This window comes from Commensalibacter sp. W6292M3 (assembly GCF_016101315.1).
Lineage (GTDB): Bacteria > Pseudomonadota > Alphaproteobacteria > Acetobacterales > Acetobacteraceae > Commensalibacter > Commensalibacter melissae.
The window spans coordinates 715640-737068 of sequence record NZ_JACFQT010000001.1 but is presented as its reverse complement, the minus strand read 5'-3'; the positions used below and the strand labels follow the sequence as shown (position 1 = coordinate 737068).

The 21429-nt window shown below is 36.0% G+C and carries 18 protein-coding genes; 2 read left to right on the top strand and 16 right to left on the bottom strand.

From position 1 onward, the window contains the following. Genes hfq through dusB form a run of 6 tightly spaced genes read right to left on the bottom strand, consistent with a single transcriptional unit; the run spans position 1 to position 7573 of the window. Complete coding sequence (hfq, locus tag H3T57_RS03360) at positions 1 to 273, bottom strand: RNA chaperone Hfq (RefSeq protein WP_122124269.1); 273 nt, start codon at positions 271 to 273, stop codon at positions 1 to 3. A gap of 54 nt (positions 274 to 327) precedes the next feature. Next, on the bottom strand, positions 328 to 1737 hold the full coding sequence (locus H3T57_RS03355) for a sigma-54 dependent transcriptional regulator (protein WP_198193183.1): 1410 nt from the start codon (positions 1735 to 1737) through the stop codon (positions 328 to 330). Beyond that, entirely contained in the window at positions 1727 to 3973 is a 2247-nt protein-coding gene (locus H3T57_RS03350) for a PAS domain-containing sensor histidine kinase (protein WP_155566793.1), read from the bottom strand. Before H3T57_RS03350 ends, H3T57_RS03355 begins: the two co-directional genes overlap by 11 nt. Continuing rightward, a complete protein-coding gene (locus tag H3T57_RS03345) occupies positions 3943 to 5403 on the bottom strand; it encodes a sigma-54 dependent transcriptional regulator (protein WP_198193182.1) in 1461 nt (486 codons plus the stop codon). The genes H3T57_RS03350 and H3T57_RS03345 overlap by 31 nt, the downstream gene beginning before the upstream one ends. Before the next feature lie 17 nt (positions 5404 to 5420). Next, entirely contained in the window at positions 5421 to 6524 is a 1104-nt protein-coding gene (locus H3T57_RS03340; RefSeq protein WP_198193181.1) for a nitrogen regulation protein NR(II), read from the bottom strand. A gap of 5 nt (positions 6525 to 6529) precedes the next feature. After that, positions 6530 to 7573, bottom strand: a complete 1044-nt coding sequence (gene dusB / locus H3T57_RS03335; protein WP_198193180.1) for a tRNA dihydrouridine synthase DusB — start codon at positions 7571 to 7573, stop codon at positions 6530 to 6532. A gap of 132 nt (positions 7574 to 7705) precedes the next feature. Between dusB and H3T57_RS03330 the strand changes: the two genes are divergently transcribed. Beyond that, a complete protein-coding gene (locus tag H3T57_RS03330; RefSeq protein ID WP_198193179.1) occupies positions 7706 to 8887 on the top strand; it encodes a bifunctional 2-C-methyl-D-erythritol 4-phosphate cytidylyltransferase/2-C-methyl-D-erythritol 2,4-cyclodiphosphate synthase in 1182 nt (393 codons plus the stop codon). A 45-nt stretch (positions 8888 to 8932) separates the two neighbouring features. Here the strand turns inward: H3T57_RS03330 and H3T57_RS03325 are convergent, their stop codons facing one another. The 5 genes from H3T57_RS03325 to H3T57_RS03305 form a co-directional block, all read right to left on the bottom strand. Then, complete coding sequence (locus H3T57_RS03325) at positions 8933 to 9658, bottom strand: ATP12 family chaperone protein (protein ID WP_198193178.1); 726 nt, start codon at positions 9656 to 9658, stop codon at positions 8933 to 8935. Positions 9659 to 9687: 29 nt separating this feature from the next. Continuing rightward, complete coding sequence (locus tag H3T57_RS03320; protein WP_198193177.1) at positions 9688 to 11844, bottom strand: AsmA family protein; 2157 nt, start codon at positions 11842 to 11844, stop codon at positions 9688 to 9690. Positions 11845 to 11971: 127 nt separating this feature from the next. Continuing rightward, positions 11972 to 12946 carry an RluA family pseudouridine synthase gene (locus H3T57_RS03315; protein WP_198193176.1) on the bottom strand — a complete coding sequence of 325 codons (975 nt, stop codon included), beginning with the start codon at positions 12944 to 12946 and terminating at the stop codon, positions 11972 to 11974. Positions 12947 to 12951: 5 nt separating this feature from the next. After that, positions 12952 to 14220 (bottom strand): replication-associated recombination protein A, encoded by a 1269-nt coding sequence (locus H3T57_RS03310; RefSeq protein WP_232349755.1) that lies wholly within the window; start codon positions 14218 to 14220, stop codon positions 12952 to 12954. A gap of 115 nt (positions 14221 to 14335) precedes the next feature. Then, positions 14336 to 14596 carry a hypothetical protein gene (locus tag H3T57_RS03305; RefSeq protein WP_110438584.1) on the bottom strand — a complete coding sequence of 87 codons (261 nt, stop codon included), beginning with the start codon at positions 14594 to 14596 and terminating at the stop codon, positions 14336 to 14338. A 285-nt stretch (positions 14597 to 14881) separates the two neighbouring features. On the opposite strand from H3T57_RS03305, the gene H3T57_RS03300 reads away from it, so the two are divergent. Further along, entirely contained in the window at positions 14882 to 15244 is a 363-nt protein-coding gene (locus tag H3T57_RS03300; RefSeq protein ID WP_198193174.1) for a hypothetical protein, read from the top strand. A gap of 48 nt (positions 15245 to 15292) precedes the next feature. Here the strand turns inward: H3T57_RS03300 and H3T57_RS03295 are convergent, their stop codons facing one another. The 5 genes from H3T57_RS03295 to H3T57_RS03275 form a co-directional block, all read right to left on the bottom strand. Further along, positions 15293 to 17647, bottom strand: coding sequence for a phosphoketolase (locus H3T57_RS03295; RefSeq protein WP_198193173.1), 2355 nt, complete (start codon positions 17645 to 17647; stop codon positions 15293 to 15295). 60 nt (positions 17648 to 17707) lie between these two features. Further along, positions 17708 to 18934, bottom strand: a complete 1227-nt coding sequence (locus tag H3T57_RS03290) for an acetate/propionate family kinase (RefSeq protein WP_198193172.1) — start codon at positions 18932 to 18934, stop codon at positions 17708 to 17710. 190 nt (positions 18935 to 19124) lie between these two features. Further along, positions 19125 to 19607 carry an SsrA-binding protein SmpB gene (smpB, locus tag H3T57_RS03285; protein WP_198193171.1) on the bottom strand — a complete coding sequence of 161 codons (483 nt, stop codon included), beginning with the start codon at positions 19605 to 19607 and terminating at the stop codon, positions 19125 to 19127. Then, complete coding sequence (gene dapA, locus H3T57_RS03280) at positions 19608 to 20495, bottom strand: 4-hydroxy-tetrahydrodipicolinate synthase (RefSeq protein WP_122123581.1); 888 nt, start codon at positions 20493 to 20495, stop codon at positions 19608 to 19610. Positions 20496 to 20577: 82 nt separating this feature from the next. Next, positions 20578 to 21417 (bottom strand): prephenate dehydratase, encoded by an 840-nt coding sequence (locus tag H3T57_RS03275; RefSeq protein ID WP_198193170.1) that lies wholly within the window; start codon positions 21415 to 21417, stop codon positions 20578 to 20580. Positions 21418 to 21429: the final 12 nt, after the last annotated feature.

Here is a 21429-nt window from a genome sequence, read left to right as displayed (position 1 = left end):
TCACTTTTCTTCAGATGTTGTGGAAGTTGAAGTCGCTGCAGGTGCATTAAAGGGGAGTTGAACAGGTGACGAGGGCATAATCGTACTTACAGCATGTTTATAAACGAGCTGCGCATGACTTTCTCTACGTAATAATATGGAGAAATTATCAAATCCAGAAATGATTCCCTGTAATTTCACGCCATTCACTAAGAAAACAGTAACTGAAACTTTGGAACGGCGGATCTGATTTAAAAAAACATCTTGAATATTTTGATATGTATCTTTTGACAAAATAAAACCTTTACCAATCACTTTATGAAATTGAAACTTGCATATATTAACAGTTTAATTATTTATATTATTATTATTTCTTTCTTCTGACCCGGTAACTCCTAACTGTTTCAATTTTCTGTGTAAAGCACTTCGTTCCATTCCAACAAAACCAGCAGTCCGACTGATATTGCCACCAAACCGCATTAATTGAGCTTGTAAATATTGCGTTTCAAAAATATCACGAGCCTCTCTTAACGGAAGACTGATGATATCAGTTTGTGTATCGATTTTCAATAAACCCGGTGCGTTTTGACCGACATTTGATGGCAACATATCAGTACGGATGGCTTCATTAACATTTCCAGGCATCATGATTAAGAGCCGTTCCATTAAATTGCGTAATTCACGTACGTTTCCTGGCCATTCATAAGTCTGTAAGGTTGTTAGAGCATCTGCTGATAATTCAATGACTGGCACTCCGGTTAATTCAGAATAATGCTTCAAAAAGAAAGTTGCGAGTTCAGGTATATCTTCTCTTCTTTCCTTCAAGCTTGGAATTTTCAAAGGCACAACTGCAAGACGATAATATAAATCCTTGCGGAATCTTCCATTGGCAATTTCTTGGTTTAAATCCTTATTCGTAATGGCAATAACCCTCACATCAACCTTAACGCGGCTGGAACCGCCAACACGTTGAAATGTTTGATCCTGTAATGCTCGAACAATCTTTCCCTGTGTTTCAAGAGGCATGTCGGCAACTTCATCTAACACCAGCGTACCTCCATGAGCCTTTTCAAGAACACCGGTACGTCTTTGCAAATTATTTTGTGTATTGCCCTCAATACCAAACAATTCCTCTTCAAATCTTGTTGGGGAAAGGGTTGCGCAATTTAATACAAAAAAAGGCCCCTCTGCTCTTTTGGATAATTTATGTATAGCTCGAGCAGCCACTTCTTTTCCCGTACCTGGCGCACCATATATTAAAACTCGAGAATTAGTTGGCGCAACACGCTCAATTTGACTTTTGACAGAATTGATAGTTTGACTTTGTCCATTTAATTTAACTTCGTATCCACTTCGAAAACGTAATTCTTCATTTTCCCTTGCCAATTTTGCAGCTTCCAGAGCACGACGGACTACTACTAGCAGATGATCTGTCTTGAAAGGTTTTTCAATAAAATCATATGCACCATGTTGAAGTGCGGAAACAGCAGTTTCTATTGTTCCATGACCTGATATCATGATAGTGGGAACAGCAGGTTTTTCATTTTGTATGAGTTTAAGAATTTCCAAACCATCCATTTTTGACCCTTGCAACCATATATCAAGAATGACTAAGGATGGTCTTCTTGCATGAAAGGCCTTAATCGCTGAAGCCGCATCCCCGGCAAGTCGAGTTTCATACCCCTCATCTTGTAAAATTCCCTCAATGAGTAGTCTAATATCTGGCTCATCATCGACGATTAAAATTTCATGCGTCATATTGTCCTCGTATTTGAAAAGTCAAAATTGATATTGTTCCCCGACCTTCGATCCGATCTTTTAACTGCAATGTCCCATTATGTTCTTCCATAATTTTTTTTACAATAGCGAGACCTAATCCTGTTCCCTTAGGTTTATGGGTTACATAAGGTTCAGTTAACCTTAACCTGTCCTCCTGTGGAAGACCAATTCCATCATCTTTTACTGAAATGATAATAGTATTCTTATTTAACTCTAATGTAACCCAAATATTTCCTATGTAATTTTCATGACCGTTACTTTTTTCATTTTTCATATTTATAGCATCTGATGCATTTTGAAACAAGTTAGTGAGAGCCTGACTTATCAATCGCGCATCACAATTCATTTCAATTTTGTCATTAGGCAAATCCGTATGATATCTTATTTCACAATGTGCATTCTGCTGAAGAAATAATGTTTCCCTAATAATGCGTGTCACTTCGTTTGTTTTGATAACAGGTTGGGGAAGTCGAGCAAAAGATGAAAACTCATCCACCATTCTACCTATATCACCAACGTGACGTACAATTGTATCAATACACTGATTATATATATCCTGATCTTTGGATATCTCTTTAAGAAAACGTCTTCGAAGTCGTTCTGCAGAAAGTTGGATAGGTGTTAAGGGGTTTTTGATTTCGTGCGCAATTCGACGGGCGATATCTGCCCAGGCGGCTTTTCTCTGCGCCGCCTGTAAATCCGTTATATCATCAAAGGTAATTACAAATCCCTCAATTTCATTTCCCCTGATTTCTGGCCCAATCTGAGCAAGCAACATTCTACTCCCAGCAGAGGTTTTGATCTGAATTTCCTTTTGAATTAATTTATGATTGTTATTGATGATATCTATTTCTTCGGAAATAATTGATAGCAAGGGAGAGAATTCTGGTACAACATCTGTAATTTTATGTCCTATATAATTCATTAAATCAATAGATAGAAGCTGATTTGCTGATCGATTAGGCAATTCAATTACTGCCTGCTTGTCCAACCCAATCACTCCACTGGAAACACCGGATAAAACCGCTTCGGTGAAGCGTCTGCGTTCATCAATTTGCTGATTGGCCTCTATAAGTTCTTTATGCTGGACAGAAAGTTGATTGGTCATTTGATTAAAGGCACGTGCCAAATCGGTTATTTCATCATCCTTACCATATTCAGGTACCCTAACATTTAGGTTACCCTTACTGATTTTTTGTGCGGCTAACGTCAATAACCCGACAGGACGAGCAATTTGATTGGCAATAAAAAGCCCTATCAAAATGGCCACTAAAACAACAAGCAATGCAATCAATGCAAATATAATTACAAACATCACCTGAATTTTTGAACTTTTGTTGTTCAAATCATTATACTGCATAACAACTTTTTCAGTTTTATGCATATGATTAAGAATAACCGGATCAACAGGCCTTATAATCAATAAAACGAGCGGCGGAGTATCGTTAATAGGAATGGCAGCACGAACTGTTTCCTCATCAGGTGAATCCAAAATTGCCACATCATTATGCGACATCAAGGTCGCTGATCGAGGCAATTGTTTGGCGTATGATGTATTATTGAATAGACCGCCCGACGCAATTATTTTTTGCGTAAAAGAGTTATAGACAAACGCAGCATTTAATCCTCTTAATGTTGCTTGAGAATCAAGAATCTGATCAAGGCTATTACTATCATCATATAGATCCTGACCTGCTTGAGCGTAATTGTTTTGAATACCTTGTATATAATTGGCCAAAGAAAAGGCTTCAGTGCGTATATTGTCATTATGTTCCTGTAAATAACCTTTTGAAGCCAGCAAAGCCTCGTTAAGCGCTGTGCTTACCCTGTTATTAAACCAGTTTTGAATGCCAAAATGAAATAAAATTGTCGCAAAAATTCCAACCAAGATGGTTGGAACTATGGCAATAATACTAAATAACACAATTAGCTTGATATGTATTTTTGAACCAACCAATCGTCGTCTATGTTCGGAAATCAAACGAAATATACAAAAGAATAAAGCTAGTATCAATAAAACAAGAACTAATCCGTTAATACTTAAAATAACAAATTGTACCGATGATTTATGAGATGTAACAATTCCACCTGAAAGAATAACAAAAGTGATGATTGTAAAAATCAAGGCTAGCACAACCAAGAAAATAGTGGCTTTTCTATTAGAAAATTTTTCAGTAACCTTATTCACTTTCTGCTTATAGATTTTTCCAGACATGTTGAGCCTTTATGTTTTTTACTCAATTCAAGAAGATTAAACATTTTCATTTTTTTACGTAACGTATTTCGATTTATTCCCAGCATCGAAGCCGTTTTTATTTGATTGCCTTCAGCTTCCACAAGAGCCATTTCAATCAAGGGTCGCTCAACTTCCATTATAATTTTTTCATGTAAATTTGAAATTGGTTGACCTTTATTTTCAATAAAGTAACGGTTTAGATGACTTTCAATCAGTTTTGACAAAGGCTTTAAACTGTCCAACTTGAATGATTTATCAATCATGGAAGAATCATTTAAAATCTTTTTTACAAAATCAACCTCGATTGTTTCATAGGGATATAGAATCAATAGACGAGTTATGATATTCTTTAATTCACGAATATTTCCTGGCCAACTATAAGTCAAAAAATAATCCATAGTCTCGTTAGAAAAATTTATAATATTTTGATCATTTTTTAAAAAATGTTGGATAAGTAAAGGTATATCCTCAGTTCTCTCCCTTAAAGGGGGAAGATATAATGGTGCAATATTTAAACAATAAAAGAGATCTTCTCTAAAATGCCCGGTTTTAACCAACTCAAATAGATTGTTTTTTGACGTCGCTATGATACGGTAATTTTTTGTGTTTGAATTATTCGTTGAGAAACAAAAATTTTTTTCAAGAAATTTCAATAGATGAAATTGAGCAGATAATGATAACTCACCTATTTCATCCAAAAATAATGTACCTTTATAGTTTTTCTCCAGATTATCTATTTCTTTTTTATTTTCATGAATAAAAGGAGTATATTTCAAAAGCTCATTTTCAATATCATCATCTTGTAAAATAGCCAAATTTATCGTTATAAATGAATTGTTTTTTCTATTACCATAATTGTGTAAAACTTTTGCAACGAGCTCTTTACCTGTTCCGCTTTCTCCCGTGATAAGAACAGTCAAATCAGATTGAATTAGCCTAGCGATCATACGATACAATTCCTGCATCGCTGTTGACTGACCAATTAAGGGTAAATTTTCTTCATGAATAATTCCATCAAAATTGTAAAAATTGACTTTTAAGGATTTTAATGCTTTTTGTACCGTTGCAATTAACTTATTAAGGTCAAATGGTTTTGGGAAATATTCAAAAATATTCTTTCTTTCAACCTCTAATGCCGTTGAAAGTGTTGATAATGCACTTATAGCAATAATGGGTATGTCAATATTAAATGATTTAATCCTGTCAATAACATCAAAGCCATTTATATCAGGCATCATTATGTCTGTTATGACAAGATCAACTTTATTTTTCTTAACCCAATCCAATCCCAATTCAACTTTTGTCGTTGCCATTACATTATATTCTAGTCGTGTAAAGGCCTGACTTAAAACTGTTCTGATCGAGGTATCATCATCCAGAATTAAGATTGTTGATTTTTTTATAACCATTTTTAATTAATTACAACTTAATATCTCAGGTTCGCTTTGGATTGTTTGATGGGAAGATATATCTTAAAATCAGTGAATTTTTTATTTCGTTCAACATCAATCATACCTCCATGATTTTGAACAATTTTTTTACATAAAGCTAATCCGATTCCCAATCCATTTTCCTTGTCACTAATAAACGGATTAAAAAGATGATCTTTTATTTTTTCAGATACGCCTGCTCCAGTATCTCTAATAACAATCAATAATGGTAAAAAATTATAGTGATGACACGCCTCTTTTATCATCAAATCTGATTGATATTTGGTTATTATACTTATTTCATCTTGATTATCAAAATTTTGCAATGCTTCTGAAGCATTTTTGATAAGATTAAGAAATAATTGTATTAATGCATCTTTATCGCCCATTATTAAAGGTAGAGATGGATCGTATAATGCATTGATTCTGATATCTTTAGCAAAACCGTTTTTTGCGATTTGCATAACATGATTCAAAATAGCATGAATATTCAACTTCGAATATTTGATATGTTTATGCGTTTCATCAATATATCTATCAAGCATTTTACTTATGCGCTCAACTTCTGTACAAATTAAGTCGGTTAGTTTTTTATCTTCATTTGTAACAGTTTGTTGCAGCAATTGTGCCGCACCAAGAATACCTGACAATGGGTTTTTTATTTCATGCGAAAGCATTAATGCCAGGTTTTTTTCAATTTGATTGAAATCAGTTGTTTCCCGTGAATTCCTGATTATATTGAATAAGGAATGATCATGAAATGTAACGATGTATAGATCATCATTATTTTCAACTGGAGCCAGAGAAAGAAAAAATTCTTTATTATTACCGTTTTTCAATCTTAATTTCATTTCGTATTGTCTAACAACACGTCTATTTTCTTTTACTTGCGAAAACAATGTTGAAAAAGATATATTTTCCAGCAAAAAATCATTCAATTCACAACAATGGGCAGATTTTCTGGAAATATTCAAAAACAATTCTGCCTGATGATTCAGATAAACAATTTTTCCGAAATGATTGATAATCACCAATGGAAAAGGTAAAGCCTCAATTATCTCATTACTATCTGTAAAAACATGAATATTTTTGCTCATCATAAATTTCAATTAACGAATTCATGCCTTATTAAAAATTCATCACTATGGATATCATAGAATTCGTTAATTGCAAAAATTACATCCCTGGCGTTGTCCATTTTATTAATTGACGCTCTGAATGAAGCGGAATCAGGTAAGCCCGCACAATACCATGATAAATGTTTACGGGCCAATCTTAATCCAGAATATTCCCCATAATAGGTTAACATGGAATCATAATGAGATAGAACGATCTCTTTTTCTTCCTGCAAGGTTATAGGTGCTGGAATATCCTTGCATTGCAGGTAATGGATAATCTTGGATAAAAGCCAGGGTTTTCCGTAAACACCCCGTCCAATCATAATTCCGTCAGCCTTTGATTGTTGCAAAGCAATCACAGAAGTATTGAAATCAACAATATCACCGTTAACGATTACTGGAATTTTAACAGCTTCCTTAACATACTTCACAAAAGACCAATCTGCTTTCCCCTTATATAATTGCTGTCGTGTTCTGCCATGCACTGTAATCATTTTAATCCCACATTCTTCAGCAATTCTGGCCAATTGCGGGGCATTTAGGGATTGATGATCCCACCCCATACGCATTTTAAGCGTAACCGGAACATCAACGGCTTTAACCACTGCTTCCAATATAATTGATGCTTTTAATTCATCCTTCATCAGGGCTGAGCCAGCTTGTTGACCCACAGCCACTTTCTTGACGGGGCAGCCAAAATTAATATCAATAATATCAGCGCCTTTATCAACAGCGATTCGTGCCGCCTCAGCCATGGCTTGAGGATCTGAACCGGCCAATTGGGTAGAGTTCAAGCCCTTTGTAATGGGTTCAGCCATTTGCAACGTTGTCTTGTTTTCACGAATCATGGCCCATGAGGCTATCATTTCGGAAACAACCAGGCCCGCACCGAATTTCTTGACCAATTGTCTGAATGGAAAATCTGTCACTCCTGCCATAGGTGCCAGAATAACAGGATAGTTGATTATTTTATCCCCAGCAAGGCAAATTGGTTTCAAATCAGGAATGTCTTTAGCGGTATCTGTAATCATTATCGGTATTATTTTCAATTTGATTTCGTAAAATTTATCACAATTGATTTATTATTTAAAACATGATTAATAAAGTCTTTTACTTTAATTATAGTTTAACAAAAATATCTTTTTTTATACAATTCAGTTATTATGCGCATCGCTCTTATTCTTCTATCTGCCGGTTCAGGTAAACGGTTCAATCAAAATGGAACGTTACCAAAACAGTATGTTCAATTGCTGGGTCATCCTGTCATCTTTCATGCTGCCAAAGCATTTTTACCTCATGTTGATCTTGTACAGCCCGTAGGTGATGCCTCATTGCTGTCTCCAGTTTTAAATGATCTAAAAAGTAATAAGATTTTACCAATCATTCAAGGGGGGGAAGAACGACAGGATAGTGTAAAGGCCGGTCTGGAAGCATTGGCAAAACTTCCCGAACCTGAACAGCCTGATGTTGTTCTAATACATGATGGAGCAAGACCGAATGTATCATCTGAGATTATTACAAAGGTAATTGACGCTCTTAAACAATATCCTGCAGCTATTCCCGCCATTCCCGTTGCTGAAACACTTAAAAAATCTAAACAAAATATTATTGAGAATACAATTTCGAGAGATGATTTATATCGTGCACAAACACCTCAAGGATTTAATTTTCGCCAATTACTTAAAATTCATCGCGGTTCATTCTCCAAAGGAGCGACAGACGATGCAGCGCTTTTTGAACAGGCGGGATTACCCGTTATGTTGGTCATGGGTGATGAAAACAATATTAAATTAACCTACAAAAATGATTTGAAACGATTGGAATGCCTTATGTCTAAAGTGATGATTCCGAGAATAGGTTCCGGTTTTGACGTGCATGCTTTTGAAAAAGATCGTCCATTGATCCTGTGCGGTATTAATATACCCTATGAACATGGATTGGCAGGCCATTCAGATGCCGATGTTGCTCTGCATGCTTTATGTGATGCTATCTACGGTGCTTTGGCTGAAGGGGATATCGGCAGTCATTTTCCTCCCTCTGATCCTCAATGGAAAAATGCGGATAGCCAAAAATTTATTGTTCATGCCGGAAAACGCATAATAGAACGTGGTGGTAAAATAAGTAATCTGGATATTACCCTGATTTGTGAAAAACCGAAAATGCGTCCGTATATCGTTTCAATGAGGCAAAAAATCTCAGAATTGTTGCAACTCAAACTTTCAGCTATATCCGTTAAAGCGACAACTACCGAAAAACTGGGATTTACAGGCCGCCAGGAAGGTATTGCCTGTCAAGCGGTAATATGTTTGCTTATGCCAGAAGAGGAAACTTGGTCTAAAATTTAACTTTCAAACTATTTTCTGAGATTTGATAATCAAATTATTTGAACCTCAATTATTGATATATTCAAGATAATCTACACATTCATTGATTTCTTTCTGTATAAGGTTTAATCTTTGTTGTTGTTCTGCATCATAACCCCAAATTTGAGATTGAATATGTTCATCCAGATAAGCATACTCAAATCCCTGCTGTGCTGATAACTTTCTTTCAAAAATGGCAATTGATAATACAACACTTCCCAATAATGGTATAATTACAGCAAAAAAAGTCAACTCTTCATCAGAAAGCTTCATAATATAGGTTTTTATCTTATTAACTGTCAGTTTATCCTGCACAATAGGCATAACCCCTTTTGTCACCCTAAAGGTTATATGTAAAAACTCTTCAATCCATTGCAAAATAGGTTGCCATAGCTGATTTTGTCTATTTACTAATTGTTTAGGTTTTTCCGCACGATAGCAAAGCAATTCACCATTTACATAGGGAAGAAGGACATCAATATATTTCTTACGATCAGGTTTGATTTTTTCAATAAGAGTACTGATTATTCGCGTAATGGGTAAAGTATCAAATGAAAAAATATCTCCTTTTTTACAACCGGCATTTTGCCATTCATCTACTATTCTTTTTGCTAGCGTTTCGTTAGATACTTTTAGTATCGATTTCTGCGGAAGACGTAATAATTGTTTATCAAGATATATCCTAAAACCATCATCATCTTTGATATAAGTTGCCTTATCCCAAAAACGGCGCAATTTTAATGGTTTGTTCATATAATTTTTCCAATATCAGGTATTTATAATTATTGTGCTCTAGCTTTTGATAAGGAATCTGAACAATAATCGGTGCGTTCAAGCATTTTTTTTATCGTATTAATAATTAGGGTAAAAACCTTATCTTTATTTTTTTCAAAGTTTATGATCGGTTTGTCAAGATTGCCTTTAATAATGATTGGCACGGAGGCACTGAATGAACCCAATGAGATATCGGGAACAATATGAAAATCAATTTGATGTGCGGGTATAGAATAATACCCTGTTCCATTCAGGGCAAATTTTTTAGCCTGAAGTGTAAATGTATCAAAATATAATTGATCATTTTTCAGGTTAAGATGTACCGCCAAGCATTGCGTTGAAAGATTCTTTTTCAATGGCAAAGTATCAGCCGCTTTACCTAGATAATGTCTTAATCCTTCAGCCTTGACGATTCCTCCAATTCCGGCTATTCCAACACGTCCAACCATTGAATGAATCCACTGATCATAATTTGAACCTTTAGCTGAAATATTTCCAGTCACTTCAATAGGACCACTATACAATTCTGCCAACTTATATCTTTGTTCCAGCCACTCCATCGGAAAAACGGATGGATGGATCGTAACATACAGTTTTTGATCATCATTGTTATGATTATAGGCGATATCAAGATTAAGATGATTTTGTTTATTAATGAACTGTGCATTGTTAATTTTTAACTGGTTGTTATTCCAATTAAAATATCCTGAAAAATTATTAAAATTATATTGATTAAATTGAAGATTTTTACCGTTTATACTACCTTCTGCACCCAAATTGTGCAAAATTTCATCGCGAATATGATTGATTGACTGAATGTTAACTCTAAAAGGCAAATATATTTTACCACTATAAAATATATCATGTGCTTCAACAAAACCAATTTTAGAAAATTGATGGTCAATTTTTAATGCATTTAATTTTATTTTGAGAGATGGATTTTTTCCTCCCACTGTCCCATGAATCTGTGCCGAATAATTATCTGATGACAAATTTCCCTTTATGGGTATTTCCTTGAGATTATCTGAAAACAATATTTGTTGAAAATTATTCAATGTTCCCAAATCGCCAACCCAACTGAATATATTGTCATTCAGTTTTCCCTTAAACTGGATATTTATATTTTCATTAAACTGATTGGCCATGATTTGGACATTCGTCAAATCAAAATCTTTGTATGATTCCCTAATTGGAATATAACCCATATTTAATTGTAACAGTTTTATTTTTGGTTTTGAATTTTTCTCCGTTTCTGTATCAATATCTTCAAGTAGCGTATTGAAGGTAATATTTTCAACCAATGGTAAATTGGCATGTGGGAATAACAAATTAAGGTTCCGCAGGTTTAGAATCGCACCTCTTGCCGATATTGAGAAATTTTTCAAATTGATAGAATCTTTTACAGTTCCATTGACATGTATATTTCCGACATTTTGGTTTTGAAAATACTCTGTTAAAACCATTTGGAATTTAACAGGAGATGAAGAAACTACATTTCTATGCAATAGCAAAGCATCCGCATGATTAATACGTCCAGATAATGAAAAATTCGCTTGATGATTATGTCCATTAATTTCAAAACGTATCTTATTCCCTTCAAACTGATCAATATCAACAGTTTTCAAAAGAAAATGGGCATGTTTATTATTTCTAAAATTATCGTAACATGTCTGAACATGACTGAAATTGATTGTCCTGAAATTAACTGTCCATTTTTTCTTATTTTTTTTCTTATTTTTTTCAGACGGAATATCTGATTTTTTATAGGGATGAAATTCCCAGTTTTTTATGCCTTCTTGATTTTCTTCCAAATTTAATTTTACATTTGAAAGTTCCAATGCATGAATATTGATATTTTTTTTTAACAAAGACAATAAATTAATTTTCGCTGAAAATTTCCCTGCATGAATGAAATAATCAGCCTTGCCATCTTTTATATTTTCCAAAGCAATATCCGATGCTTTGATTTCAGGCCAGGGAACCAATTGAAGAGACAAATGATTTAAATGGACTTTTCGTCCTGTTTTTTTTTCAATTATTTCTGATAATTGATCATTGATTTTTTGCCGGTCAATCATGTAATTGATTGCAAGGTTACTTCCCGCTATCAATAATACAGAGGCTCCCAAAACACCAATAAATATCTTTTTCTTTTTTAGCATCATTAATCTTTGGATTCATTTAATAATGGTAAGTTAAAAATATAAACTAATCAGAAATAACATGATGGTTTTTTTATGCAATCATAAAACGAAATTAATTTTTCAAATGAAATATTTTCAATTATATTTCTTATCTTTTATTAACTTTGACACAATTACCGGATGGCATATCAAATCCCAATCTCTTAAATGTTTCTTTCATATGGGATGACAATTCAACTTCAACCTCCAGATATCCACCCCGGGGATGAGGAATGATTATTGCGCGGGCATGAAGATGTAGTAATTCTGGAAAACCTTCGAGTGAGCCATTCACTTGATTATATTTTCTATCCCCCAATATAGGACAGTTCATCGCCGAACAATGAACACGAAGTTGATGCATGCGTCCAGTAAGGGGATATAATTCGACCCAGGCAAATTTCCTGGCGGCATAATCTTTAACCATATATTCCGTTACAGCTTTTTGCGCATTTTTATTTTCTTCTGAAACAACGACATATGATTCGCCCGGACGTTCAACTTTCAATAATGGAAGCGTCACCCTACCACTTGATGAAACGGGACGACCTGTTGTAATGGCCCAGTATATTTTTTTTACTGCCCTGCCTCTGAACGCAGCAGTCAGTTTTGCTGCAGCAGCTGGATGACGAGCAATCAATAATATACCGGAAGTATCTTTATCCAAACGATGAACCAAACAGGGACGATAGTTACTATTTTCCCTCAATGCTTCGAGCATTCCGTCAATATGAAATCTTACATTACTACCCCCCTGAACAGCAATACCGGACGGTTTATTTATAACAAATAGATCGCTATCTTCATAAATAATCCAGCTTTTAACTTTTCTTGAAAAATGGGAATCCATGTCATGATTTTTTTTTGATGATAGATCATCTTTTTCAACAAGAGGAAGCCGAACAACATTTCCAGTATTCAAATGTGTAGATGCCTGAATTCTTTTTTTATCAACCCTTATTTGACCGGTTCTGCACAATTTTTGAATCATGCCCTGCGTAAATTGGGGGTAATTTCTTTTTACCCAACGATCAAGACGCACTTCACCATCTTCATCTTTAACCGTAATATTTAAAATTTTCATATAATCTATTTATTTCTAAGTTTATTCCACTGTTCAAGACGTTTTGAAATGATCTCTTCTGTTCCTCGATGTGTGGGAAAATAAAACTGTTCACGTTTCATACGATCAGGAAAATAGTTTTGTCCAGAAAATCCCTCTTCTGTATCATGATCATACTGATATCCCTTGCCATAACCAAGTTCTTTCATCACTTTGGTTGGCGCGTTCAATATATGGGCTGGTGGCATCAAGCTTCCCGTTTTTTTTGCAACCGCTCTCGCTTTGTTATAGGCTTTATAAACAGCATTGGACTTTGGTGCTGTTGCCAAGTAAACTACCAGTTCAGCCAATGCGATTTCCCCTTCAGGTGATCCTAACCGTTCATAACTCTCCCAAGCTGAAATTGCCAGTATCTGAGCATTAGGTGAGGCTAATCCAATATCTTCCGATGCAAAACGGGTCAATCGTCTTGCAATATATCTTGGATCCTCTCCACCCTCCAACATTCTCGCGAACCAGTACAAGGCAGCATCGGGATCCGAACCTCGAAGTGATTTATGCAGGGCTGAAATCAAATTATAATGCCCATCCCTATCCTTATCATACAATACTGCTTTTTGGCTTAGTAATTCATTTAACGCATTTTCATCAATTTTATGATCAAAATTTTGTTTGATTAATTGTTCTACCATATTCAAGAGATAGCGACCATCTCCATCTGCCATGGCAATAAGAACATGTAAGGCTTTATCCGTAAGAGGCAATTTCTTTTCAGTATTAATTTCAACACGCTGAATGAGTTGTTTCAACGCTTCTTCATCAAGACGTTTCATTACCATCAATTGGCAACGGGATAACAAAGCACCATTTAACACGAAAGATGGATTTTCAGTGGTCGCCCCTATCAGAATAATAGTTCCATCTTCAACAACGGGTAAAAAACTGTCTTGTTGAGTACGGTTGAAACGGTGAATTTCATCCACAAATAATAGGCTACCCTTACCGGTTTGTTGTCTATATTTTCTTGCCTCGTCAAAAATTTTTTTTAATTCTGCCACCCCGGAAAAAATTGCGGATATTTGAACAAATCTCAAATTTGTATACTGGGAAATAATCCGGGCAATCGTCGTCTTCCCTGTTCCAGGATAACCCCACAAAATCAAACTTGATAAAGTACCATGATTAATCATACGGGTAATAATGCCCTTTTTACCAACCAAATGATTTTGTCCGACAACTTCCTCCAATTCCACTGGCCGCAATTGATCAGCCAGAGGAACCTTATTATCAATCATTGACTTCTTATTTGAATTCTCACTTATAAAGGTGTGATCAGAGGCAAAAAGATCCTTGTCATTCTTTGATGAGGAAAAGATCATGAGGAATTCCGAATTACCTTGTCAATTTTATTTATTTCGCGTGAACATTACCGTAGGAGGGCGCTCCCACGCCAGGACAACTGCATGGAGAGCCCAGAGGAACTTGATATGGGGTATGACAGCTATAAATTCCTGCCTTGCAAACAGATCCATAACCAACAGATGATTGTGTTCCTGCCGGAACTGGTGTTTCAGCTGTTCCTGAACATCCATTAAGAAACAGCGCGGATGAAACTAAACATATACCGATACAAAAACAATGTTTGATATTATTTATTCTTAAATTTACCATTTTCTTTCCATTCATGTTCTTCAATACTATTTTTATTAACTTTATGATTGAATATTATAATTTTCTATTCAAGGATTGATTTTTATCCGACATAAAGTTATCCACAATTTGGGGGATAAACTTGAGGAATAGTTTGTGTGTTATTATAGGATAATATGCTAAAAAACTGTATAAATATATCATTTAAGTTATAAACATATATAATATAAAGGTTTTTATCTAACTTTAACAGCTGGATAACATAAACTTTGCAATTATGAAATGAAGCCTTAACTAGAGATTAAATTGAAAAATAGAACAAGATTTTTAACTTTTATAATCACCCTATTTCCCTTGACTGTTTATGGACAATCAAGTGATGAAAAATCAATCAGTTTTTCATATGAACAATTACAACCTATTTTCAAAATTTTACGAACCCAATCAACAACAATAAGTCCCTCATGTATTGAAACCTTAAAAGATATACATGAATTGAAAAAACAAAAAGCCAATGACAAGTTTGACAATGACAGGGATGTCAACAGTAAAATATTGAGATCCCTATACAACAATGCATTGGAATTTTGCAAAGTGGACGCGAGAAATATATGCAGTCACCAAGTTCCCATTTCCATACGCATGGAATGTAGAAAACTTTCAAACTAACAATCCATACGCTGAAAAACCAAATCAATATATATATTTACAATTTTTTTATTTCCAACGCCAGTTTTTGATTTCTGGCATATCTTCACCATATTGGCGAATATATAATTCATGCTCAACAAGTTTGTCTCTCACAAACTGGTCTATATAAGCTATTTTTGATTTGTAACGATCAACTCTGTTCATGATATTTGATACCAAGTGATAACGATCAAGATTGTTTAATACAACCATATCAAAAGGTGTTGTTGTTGTTCCTTCTTCTCTGAAACCATGAACATGAAAATTTCTTGAATTGCTTCGTTTATAAATAAGCGAGTGAATTAATCTTGGAAAACCATGATAAGCAAAGATAACTGGTTTGTTGATTGTAAACAAGGCATCAAATTCTTGATTTGACAATCCATGTGGATGCTGATCATCTGTCATGAGAGTCATCAGGTCAACAACATTGATAAAACGAATTTTGAGATCTGGTACATATTCGTTAAGAATTTTGGTCGCCGCCAATGCTTCAAGCGTTGGCACATCACCAGCGCATGCCACAATGACATCGGGTTCTGTTCCTTTATCGTTACTGGCCCATTCCCAAATGCCAAGGCCTTTATAACAATGTTTAATTGCCTCATCCATGGTAAGCCACTGGGGCTCTGGCTGCTTGCCGGCAACAATAACATTGATACGGTCCGAACTTTTTAAACAGTGACTCGTGACCAGCAACAGGGTATTAGCATCTGGTGGCAAATAAACCCTGCTCATTTTAGGTTTTTTCGAAACAACATGATCTATGAAACCGGGATCTTGATGACTGAACCCATTATGATCCTGCCGCCAAACATGAGAAGTCAAAAGGATATTTAAAGACGAAATTGGCCGCCGCCATTCCACCTTGCTCGCCTCGTCCAACCACTTTGCAAATTGATTGACCATTGAGTCGACAATATGGATAAAAGCCTCGTAACAAGAAAAAAATCCATGTCTTCCAGTCAATAAATATCCTTCAAGCCAACCCTCAACCGTATGTTCACTTAAAATTTCCATCACCTGTCCCTTATGGGCCAAATGATCATCGAAATCATATATTTCGGCATTCCAGACCCGATCGGTTACTTCAAATACCTTATTCAAACGATTTGAATTATTTTCATCAGGGGAAAGAAGCAAAAATTTTTCAGGATTATCTTTAATGACATCTCTTAAAAATTCCCCCATAATCCTGGTTGATTCAGCAATTAAATGACCATGTTTCGTCATTTTTACTGCATATTGTCGATAATCAGGTAACTTCAACGGTTGTCTGAGCAACCCGCCATTCCCATTCGGATTGGCGCTCATACGTTTATCCCCCTTGGGTGCCAATTCTGCAATTTCTGGAAATATTGCCCCTTTTTCATCAAATAATGCATCAGGATGATAGGATCTCATCCATTTTTCTAATAATTTCAGATGTTTTGGATTACTCAAATCCCCAAAAGGAACCTGATGTGCACGCCAATAATCCTCCACTTTTTCTCCATCAATGGTTTTCGGACATGTCCAACCTTTTGGGCTTTTAAAAATAATGGCTGGCCATAATGGACGACCGGTATCATTATTTTTGCGTGCATTCTGTTGTATTTGATGAATACGATTGAATGCAGTATTCATGGCTGAAGCCATTTTCTGATGCATTGAATCTGGATCATTGTCTTCAACAAAAATTGGATCGTAGCCGTACCCCTTGATTAAATTGATTAATTCCTGATGGGATATACGTGCCAATATAGTCGGGTTTGCAATTTTATAGCCATTCAAATGAAGAATGGGTAAGACAGCACCATCTGTTTTTGGATTAACAAATTTATTACTGTGCCATGATGTTGCCAAGGGCCCTGTTTCTGCCTCACCATCACCTATAACACATGCAACGGTCAGATCAGGATTGTCAAATATTGCCCCATATGCATGTGAAAGCGAATATCCAAGTTCTCCACCCTCATGAATGGATCCTGGTGTTGGTGCACCTGTATGGCTTGGAATGCCGCCGGGAAAGGAAAATTGTTTGAACAATTTCTGCATTCCCACTTCATCCTGTGTAATCTCGGGAAAAAGTTCTGTATAAGTCCCTTCAAGATAGGTTGACGCCACAACCCCAGGAGCTCCATGACCTGGCCCAGCTATAAAAAGAATATCGTTATCTCGTTCTCTGATAATACGGTTCAGATGAAGATAAATGAAATTGAGGCCCGGGGTTGTTCCCCAATGTCCAAGCAATCGTGGTTTGGTATGTTCCAGTTTCAATGGTTCCCTCAATAAAGGGTTATCCATTAGATAGATCTGTCCGATGGATAGATAATTGGCGGCATGCCACCATTTATTAAATAAGTCCACTTCATGTTCAGATAAAAGCTTTTTATCAGTCATTTTTTACTCCTTGATAAATAGCTATTGTTAAACTCAATAAGAGTTATTAAAACCCCGGATTCATGCACGCTGTTTCGAATTTAATAAAAGCTGTTGTATTTCTTTCAATATGATGAACTCCTCATTGGTCGGGATTGTATATACCTTGATATTGCTTTCTGAAGTACTGATCAGTTCATTTCCATCTTTATTTGCCTGTTCATCGATTTCAATCCCTAGCCAGGACAAAGTCTGACAGACTACAGACCGAACATATGTGGCATGTGCACCGATACCAGCTGTAAAAATCAATCCGTCAATCCCTTTTAGACAAACAATTAGCCGACCTATTTCTCCAATCAGTTTATAAATAAACAAATCCAGTGCCTGTTTGGCAAATTTCGATTTTGGTCCATTTTGGGCAATTTCATGAATAAGACCTCGCATATCACTTGAAACCTCGGATACACCTAACAAACCAGATTGTTTCCAGATTATATCCTCAATTTCATCGGGAGACCTTTTTTCTTCACGAGTCATATATAAGACGACATTTGGATCGATCTGTCCAGTACGTGTACCCATCACCAAACCGTCCAAGGGCGTAAAACTCATGGACGTATCAATGGACTTTCCCTTATTTATAGCCGCAACGCTTGAACCATTTCCAAGATGCGCCACAACTATTTTACCCTTAATCAGGGGGGATTTATTTTTTTGCAAATAATGCACGATATAATGATAGGAAAGACCGTGAAACCCATAACGTCTCAATCCACTATCATAATATTTTCTTGGAAGGGCAAAGCGTTTGGCTTTATCTGGCATCGTGGCATGAAAAGCGGTATCAAAACAAGCAACCTGAGTAATATCCGGATATTTATCCATTATGACTTTCATGGGAGCAAGGCTGGCCGGTTGATGCAAGGGTACAAATGGTGTTAATGAATCCAGATAACTGTAAATTTTTTGATCAATAACAACAGGACGGTAATATTTCATCCCACCATGAACCACACGGTGACCGATTGCCAGAATTCTATCTTTTTTTATAAAATCGAAAAGCCATTTCAATACCTGATCCAACAATTCATCCCTGGCATCAAGTTTTGCATACCGGCCATCTGTCCATTTTTTTTCATGAATGATTTTATCTTGACGATCGGTTATTTTCAAATGGGGTCCTGATCCAATCCCCTCTAGTAATCCTTTGGAATATAATTCAAAATCTGAATTATTCTTATCCCGATACAGAGAAAATTTTAGACTTGATGAACCCGCATTAATGATTAATACGACCGATGCCATACACGAAACCCTTCTAGAAAAATAACCTATATATCTAGAAAAGCATAAAGTTAAAAAACTGTTTTAATCAATCAATAGCATAAATAATTGTGGATAAATCAATTAATTCATAAATTTATATTCAGTTTCTCTTCAGCCTTTCACATACTTAATGATTAATCGTAATTCTTTTTTTGTCAAAAGGATAATGTTAAAATTTATTCCTTAATAATCTTGCCTGATCACGTTTCCAGTCACGATCAGCTATTGCCTGACGTTTATCCGATTTTTTCTTACCCTGACCTAGACCTAGTGTTACCTTGGCTATCCCCCGGCTGTTAAAAAAAATATCCAGTGGAACCAATGTCATACCATTCCTACTTATAGCCCCTAGCAATTTAAAAATTTGTTTTTTATGAAGTAGCAGTTTCCTGGGGGCGCGTGGATCAAATTTTGAAAAAAATCCGCCCTGATATTCAGGAATGTAGCTATTGAAAAGCCATATTTCCCCTTCCCTTTCCCCTGCATGGGCCTCGTTAATCGTGGCCCGTCCTAAACGCAAACTTTTTACTTCCGGACCCTTTAACATTAAACCCGCTTCCACCTTATCAACAATGGAATAGTTGAACGTGGCTTTACGGTTTTTTGCCACGTTTCCAAAAGAGATTAGAGAATTTTTCTTTTTTTCCGCCATTTAACCCAATAATCCCACTTTTTCCAAAGCCTCTTTAACCCTAATCCGCGTTTTCTCCGCAACAGGCGCAAGCGGTAAACGGCAAGTCTCTCCTGCCAACCCCAGAACGGACGCTGCAAATTTAACGGGGCCTGGATTGCTCTCAATAAAAAGGGCATCATGTAAAACAGACAAACGATCCTGCATAGCCATTGCATTGGCAATATGACCATCCTTCCAGGCCTGTTGCATTTCTGCACATAATTTTGGTGCAATATTTGCCGTCACACTGATACAACCATCACCACCAGCGGCCAAAAATGAAATCGCGGTACCATCTTCCCCCGACAACTGGTTAAAATTCTTTTTAACCGCCCGTCTTACCTGAATGGGTCGGACAAGATTAGCCGTTGCATCTTTGACACCAACAATATAGGGATTTTCTGCAAGTCTTGCCATAGTCTCCACAGACATGTCAATTACTGAGCGGGCTGGTATATTATAGATATAAACAGGAAATTCCGTCGCCTCTACAATTGACATATAATGACAATACAATCCTTCCTGGGTTGGTTTGTTATAATAAGGTGTTACGACCAAAGCAGCTGTCGCGCCAATTTCTTTTGCAAATTTAACCATTTCAATAGCTTCAGATGTACTATTTGATCCGGCTCCTGCCAAAACTGGAACCCTACCATTTGCAACCTTGACCGCCACTTCAACAATTTTCCGATGTTCTTCATGAGATAAAGTTGGACTTTCCCCTGTTGTACCAACGGGAGCCAGGACAGAAGTCCCCTCCTGGATCTGCCAATCCACAAATTTTTCAAAAGTAGGAATATCCAGTGAACCATCCTGTTTCATCGGGGTAATTAATGCCGTGATTGAACCTTCAAACCATATACTCATGTTGTCATTATTCCTTATCAATCATTGATATTCAATTATATATTAAATAAGTGTATCAAAATTTTATAAAATTATATATGGACTATACACTCTGACGATATTGTGAAGCAGGATACACCCCCAAAAGAACATAATCATCTGAATAAAATTTCAGTTCATTCAAGGCCTGATTTAACGGGTCATTGTGAACATGTCCTTCCACATCAACTAAAAATTTGGTTGCAACAAATCCCCCTTTATCCATACAGCTTTCCAAACGTGTCATATTTACATTATTTGTCGCAAAACCTCCCAATGCCTTGTAAAGGGCGGATGGAATATTTTTCGTTTTAAATAAAACAGTCGTCATCATGTTTTCACGTTGCGTTGGAATTTTCTTCTCACGTGAAACGATATAAAAGCGGGTTGTATTATAATTTTCATTTTCAACATTGTATCGTAATACATCCAGCCCATTCAATTCTGCCGCAAGTTCCGATGCGATTGCCGCATCTTCCCTGTTATTCATTTTTGCTATAATTTCAGCAGCACCTGCGGTATCAAATTCTGTTATCCGTTCAAGCGACAAATCATTGATTATTTCCGAAACCTGCCCCATTGCCACCGGATGTGTGTGAACCCTTTTGATATCAGAAATTTTTGCATTCTTGATACCTATTAGACAATGTTCAATCCTTTGGAAATGCTCACCAACAATGAAAAGTCCCGAAGAAGGCAAAAGATTATGAATATCAGGCACTCTTCCAACTAAATTATTTTCGCATGGCAACATGGCTTGTTCAGCCTTTCCAGACTGCACAGCTTTTATCGTTTCAATAAAATTTTCACAAGGTAACGTTTTCCATCCCCGCCTTGCCGAACGACAGGCCATATCCGAATAGGCACCTGGTCGACCCTGAAAGGCAATAATTTTGGCAGTCATAAAATAATCCTA

Coding starts and splice junctions, on each gene's coding strand:
- H3T57_RS03355 (WP_198193183.1), bottom strand. CDS start 1,737: ATGACGCATGAAATTTTAATCGTCGATGATGAGCCAGATATTAGACTA.
- H3T57_RS03350 (WP_155566793.1), bottom strand. CDS start 3,973: ATGTCTGGAAAAATCTATAAGCAGAAAGTGAATAAGGTTACTGAAAAA.
- H3T57_RS03345 (WP_198193182.1), bottom strand. CDS start 5,403: ATGGTTATAAAAAAATCAACAATCTTAATTCTGGATGATGATACCTCG.
- H3T57_RS03340 (WP_198193181.1), bottom strand. CDS start 6,524: ATGATGAGCAAAAATATTCATGTTTTTACAGATAGTAATGAGATAATT.
- dusB (WP_198193180.1), bottom strand. CDS start 7,573: ATGATTACAGATACCGCTAAAGACATTCCTGATTTGAAACCAATTTGC.
- H3T57_RS03330 (WP_198193179.1), top strand. CDS start 7,706: ATGCGCATCGCTCTTATTCTTCTATCTGCCGGTTCAGGTAAACGGTTC.
- H3T57_RS03325 (WP_198193178.1), bottom strand. CDS start 9,658: ATGAACAAACCATTAAAATTGCGCCGTTTTTGGGATAAGGCAACTTAT.
- H3T57_RS03320 (WP_198193177.1), bottom strand. CDS start 11,844: ATGATGCTAAAAAAGAAAAAGATATTTATTGGTGTTTTGGGAGCCTCT.
- H3T57_RS03315 (WP_198193176.1), bottom strand. CDS start 12,946: ATGAAAATTTTAAATATTACGGTTAAAGATGAAGATGGTGAAGTGCGT.
- H3T57_RS03310 (WP_232349755.1), bottom strand. CDS start 14,220: ATGATTGATAATAAGGTTCCTCTGGCTGATCAATTGCGGCCAGTGGAA.
- H3T57_RS03305 (WP_110438584.1), bottom strand. CDS start 14,596: ATGGTAAATTTAAGAATAAATAATATCAAACATTGTTTTTGTATCGGT.
- H3T57_RS03295 (WP_198193173.1), bottom strand. CDS start 17,647: ATGACTGATAAAAAGCTTTTATCTGAACATGAAGTGGACTTATTTAAT.
- H3T57_RS03290 (WP_198193172.1), bottom strand. CDS start 18,934: ATGGCATCGGTCGTATTAATCATTAATGCGGGTTCATCAAGTCTAAAA.
- smpB (WP_198193171.1), bottom strand. CDS start 19,607: ATGGCGGAAAAAAAGAAAAATTCTCTAATCTCTTTTGGAAACGTGGCA.
- dapA (WP_122123581.1), bottom strand. CDS start 20,495: ATGAGTATATGGTTTGAAGGTTCAATCACGGCATTAATTACCCCGATG.
- H3T57_RS03275 (WP_198193170.1), bottom strand. CDS start 21,417: ATGACTGCCAAAATTATTGCCTTTCAGGGTCGACCAGGTGCCTATTCG.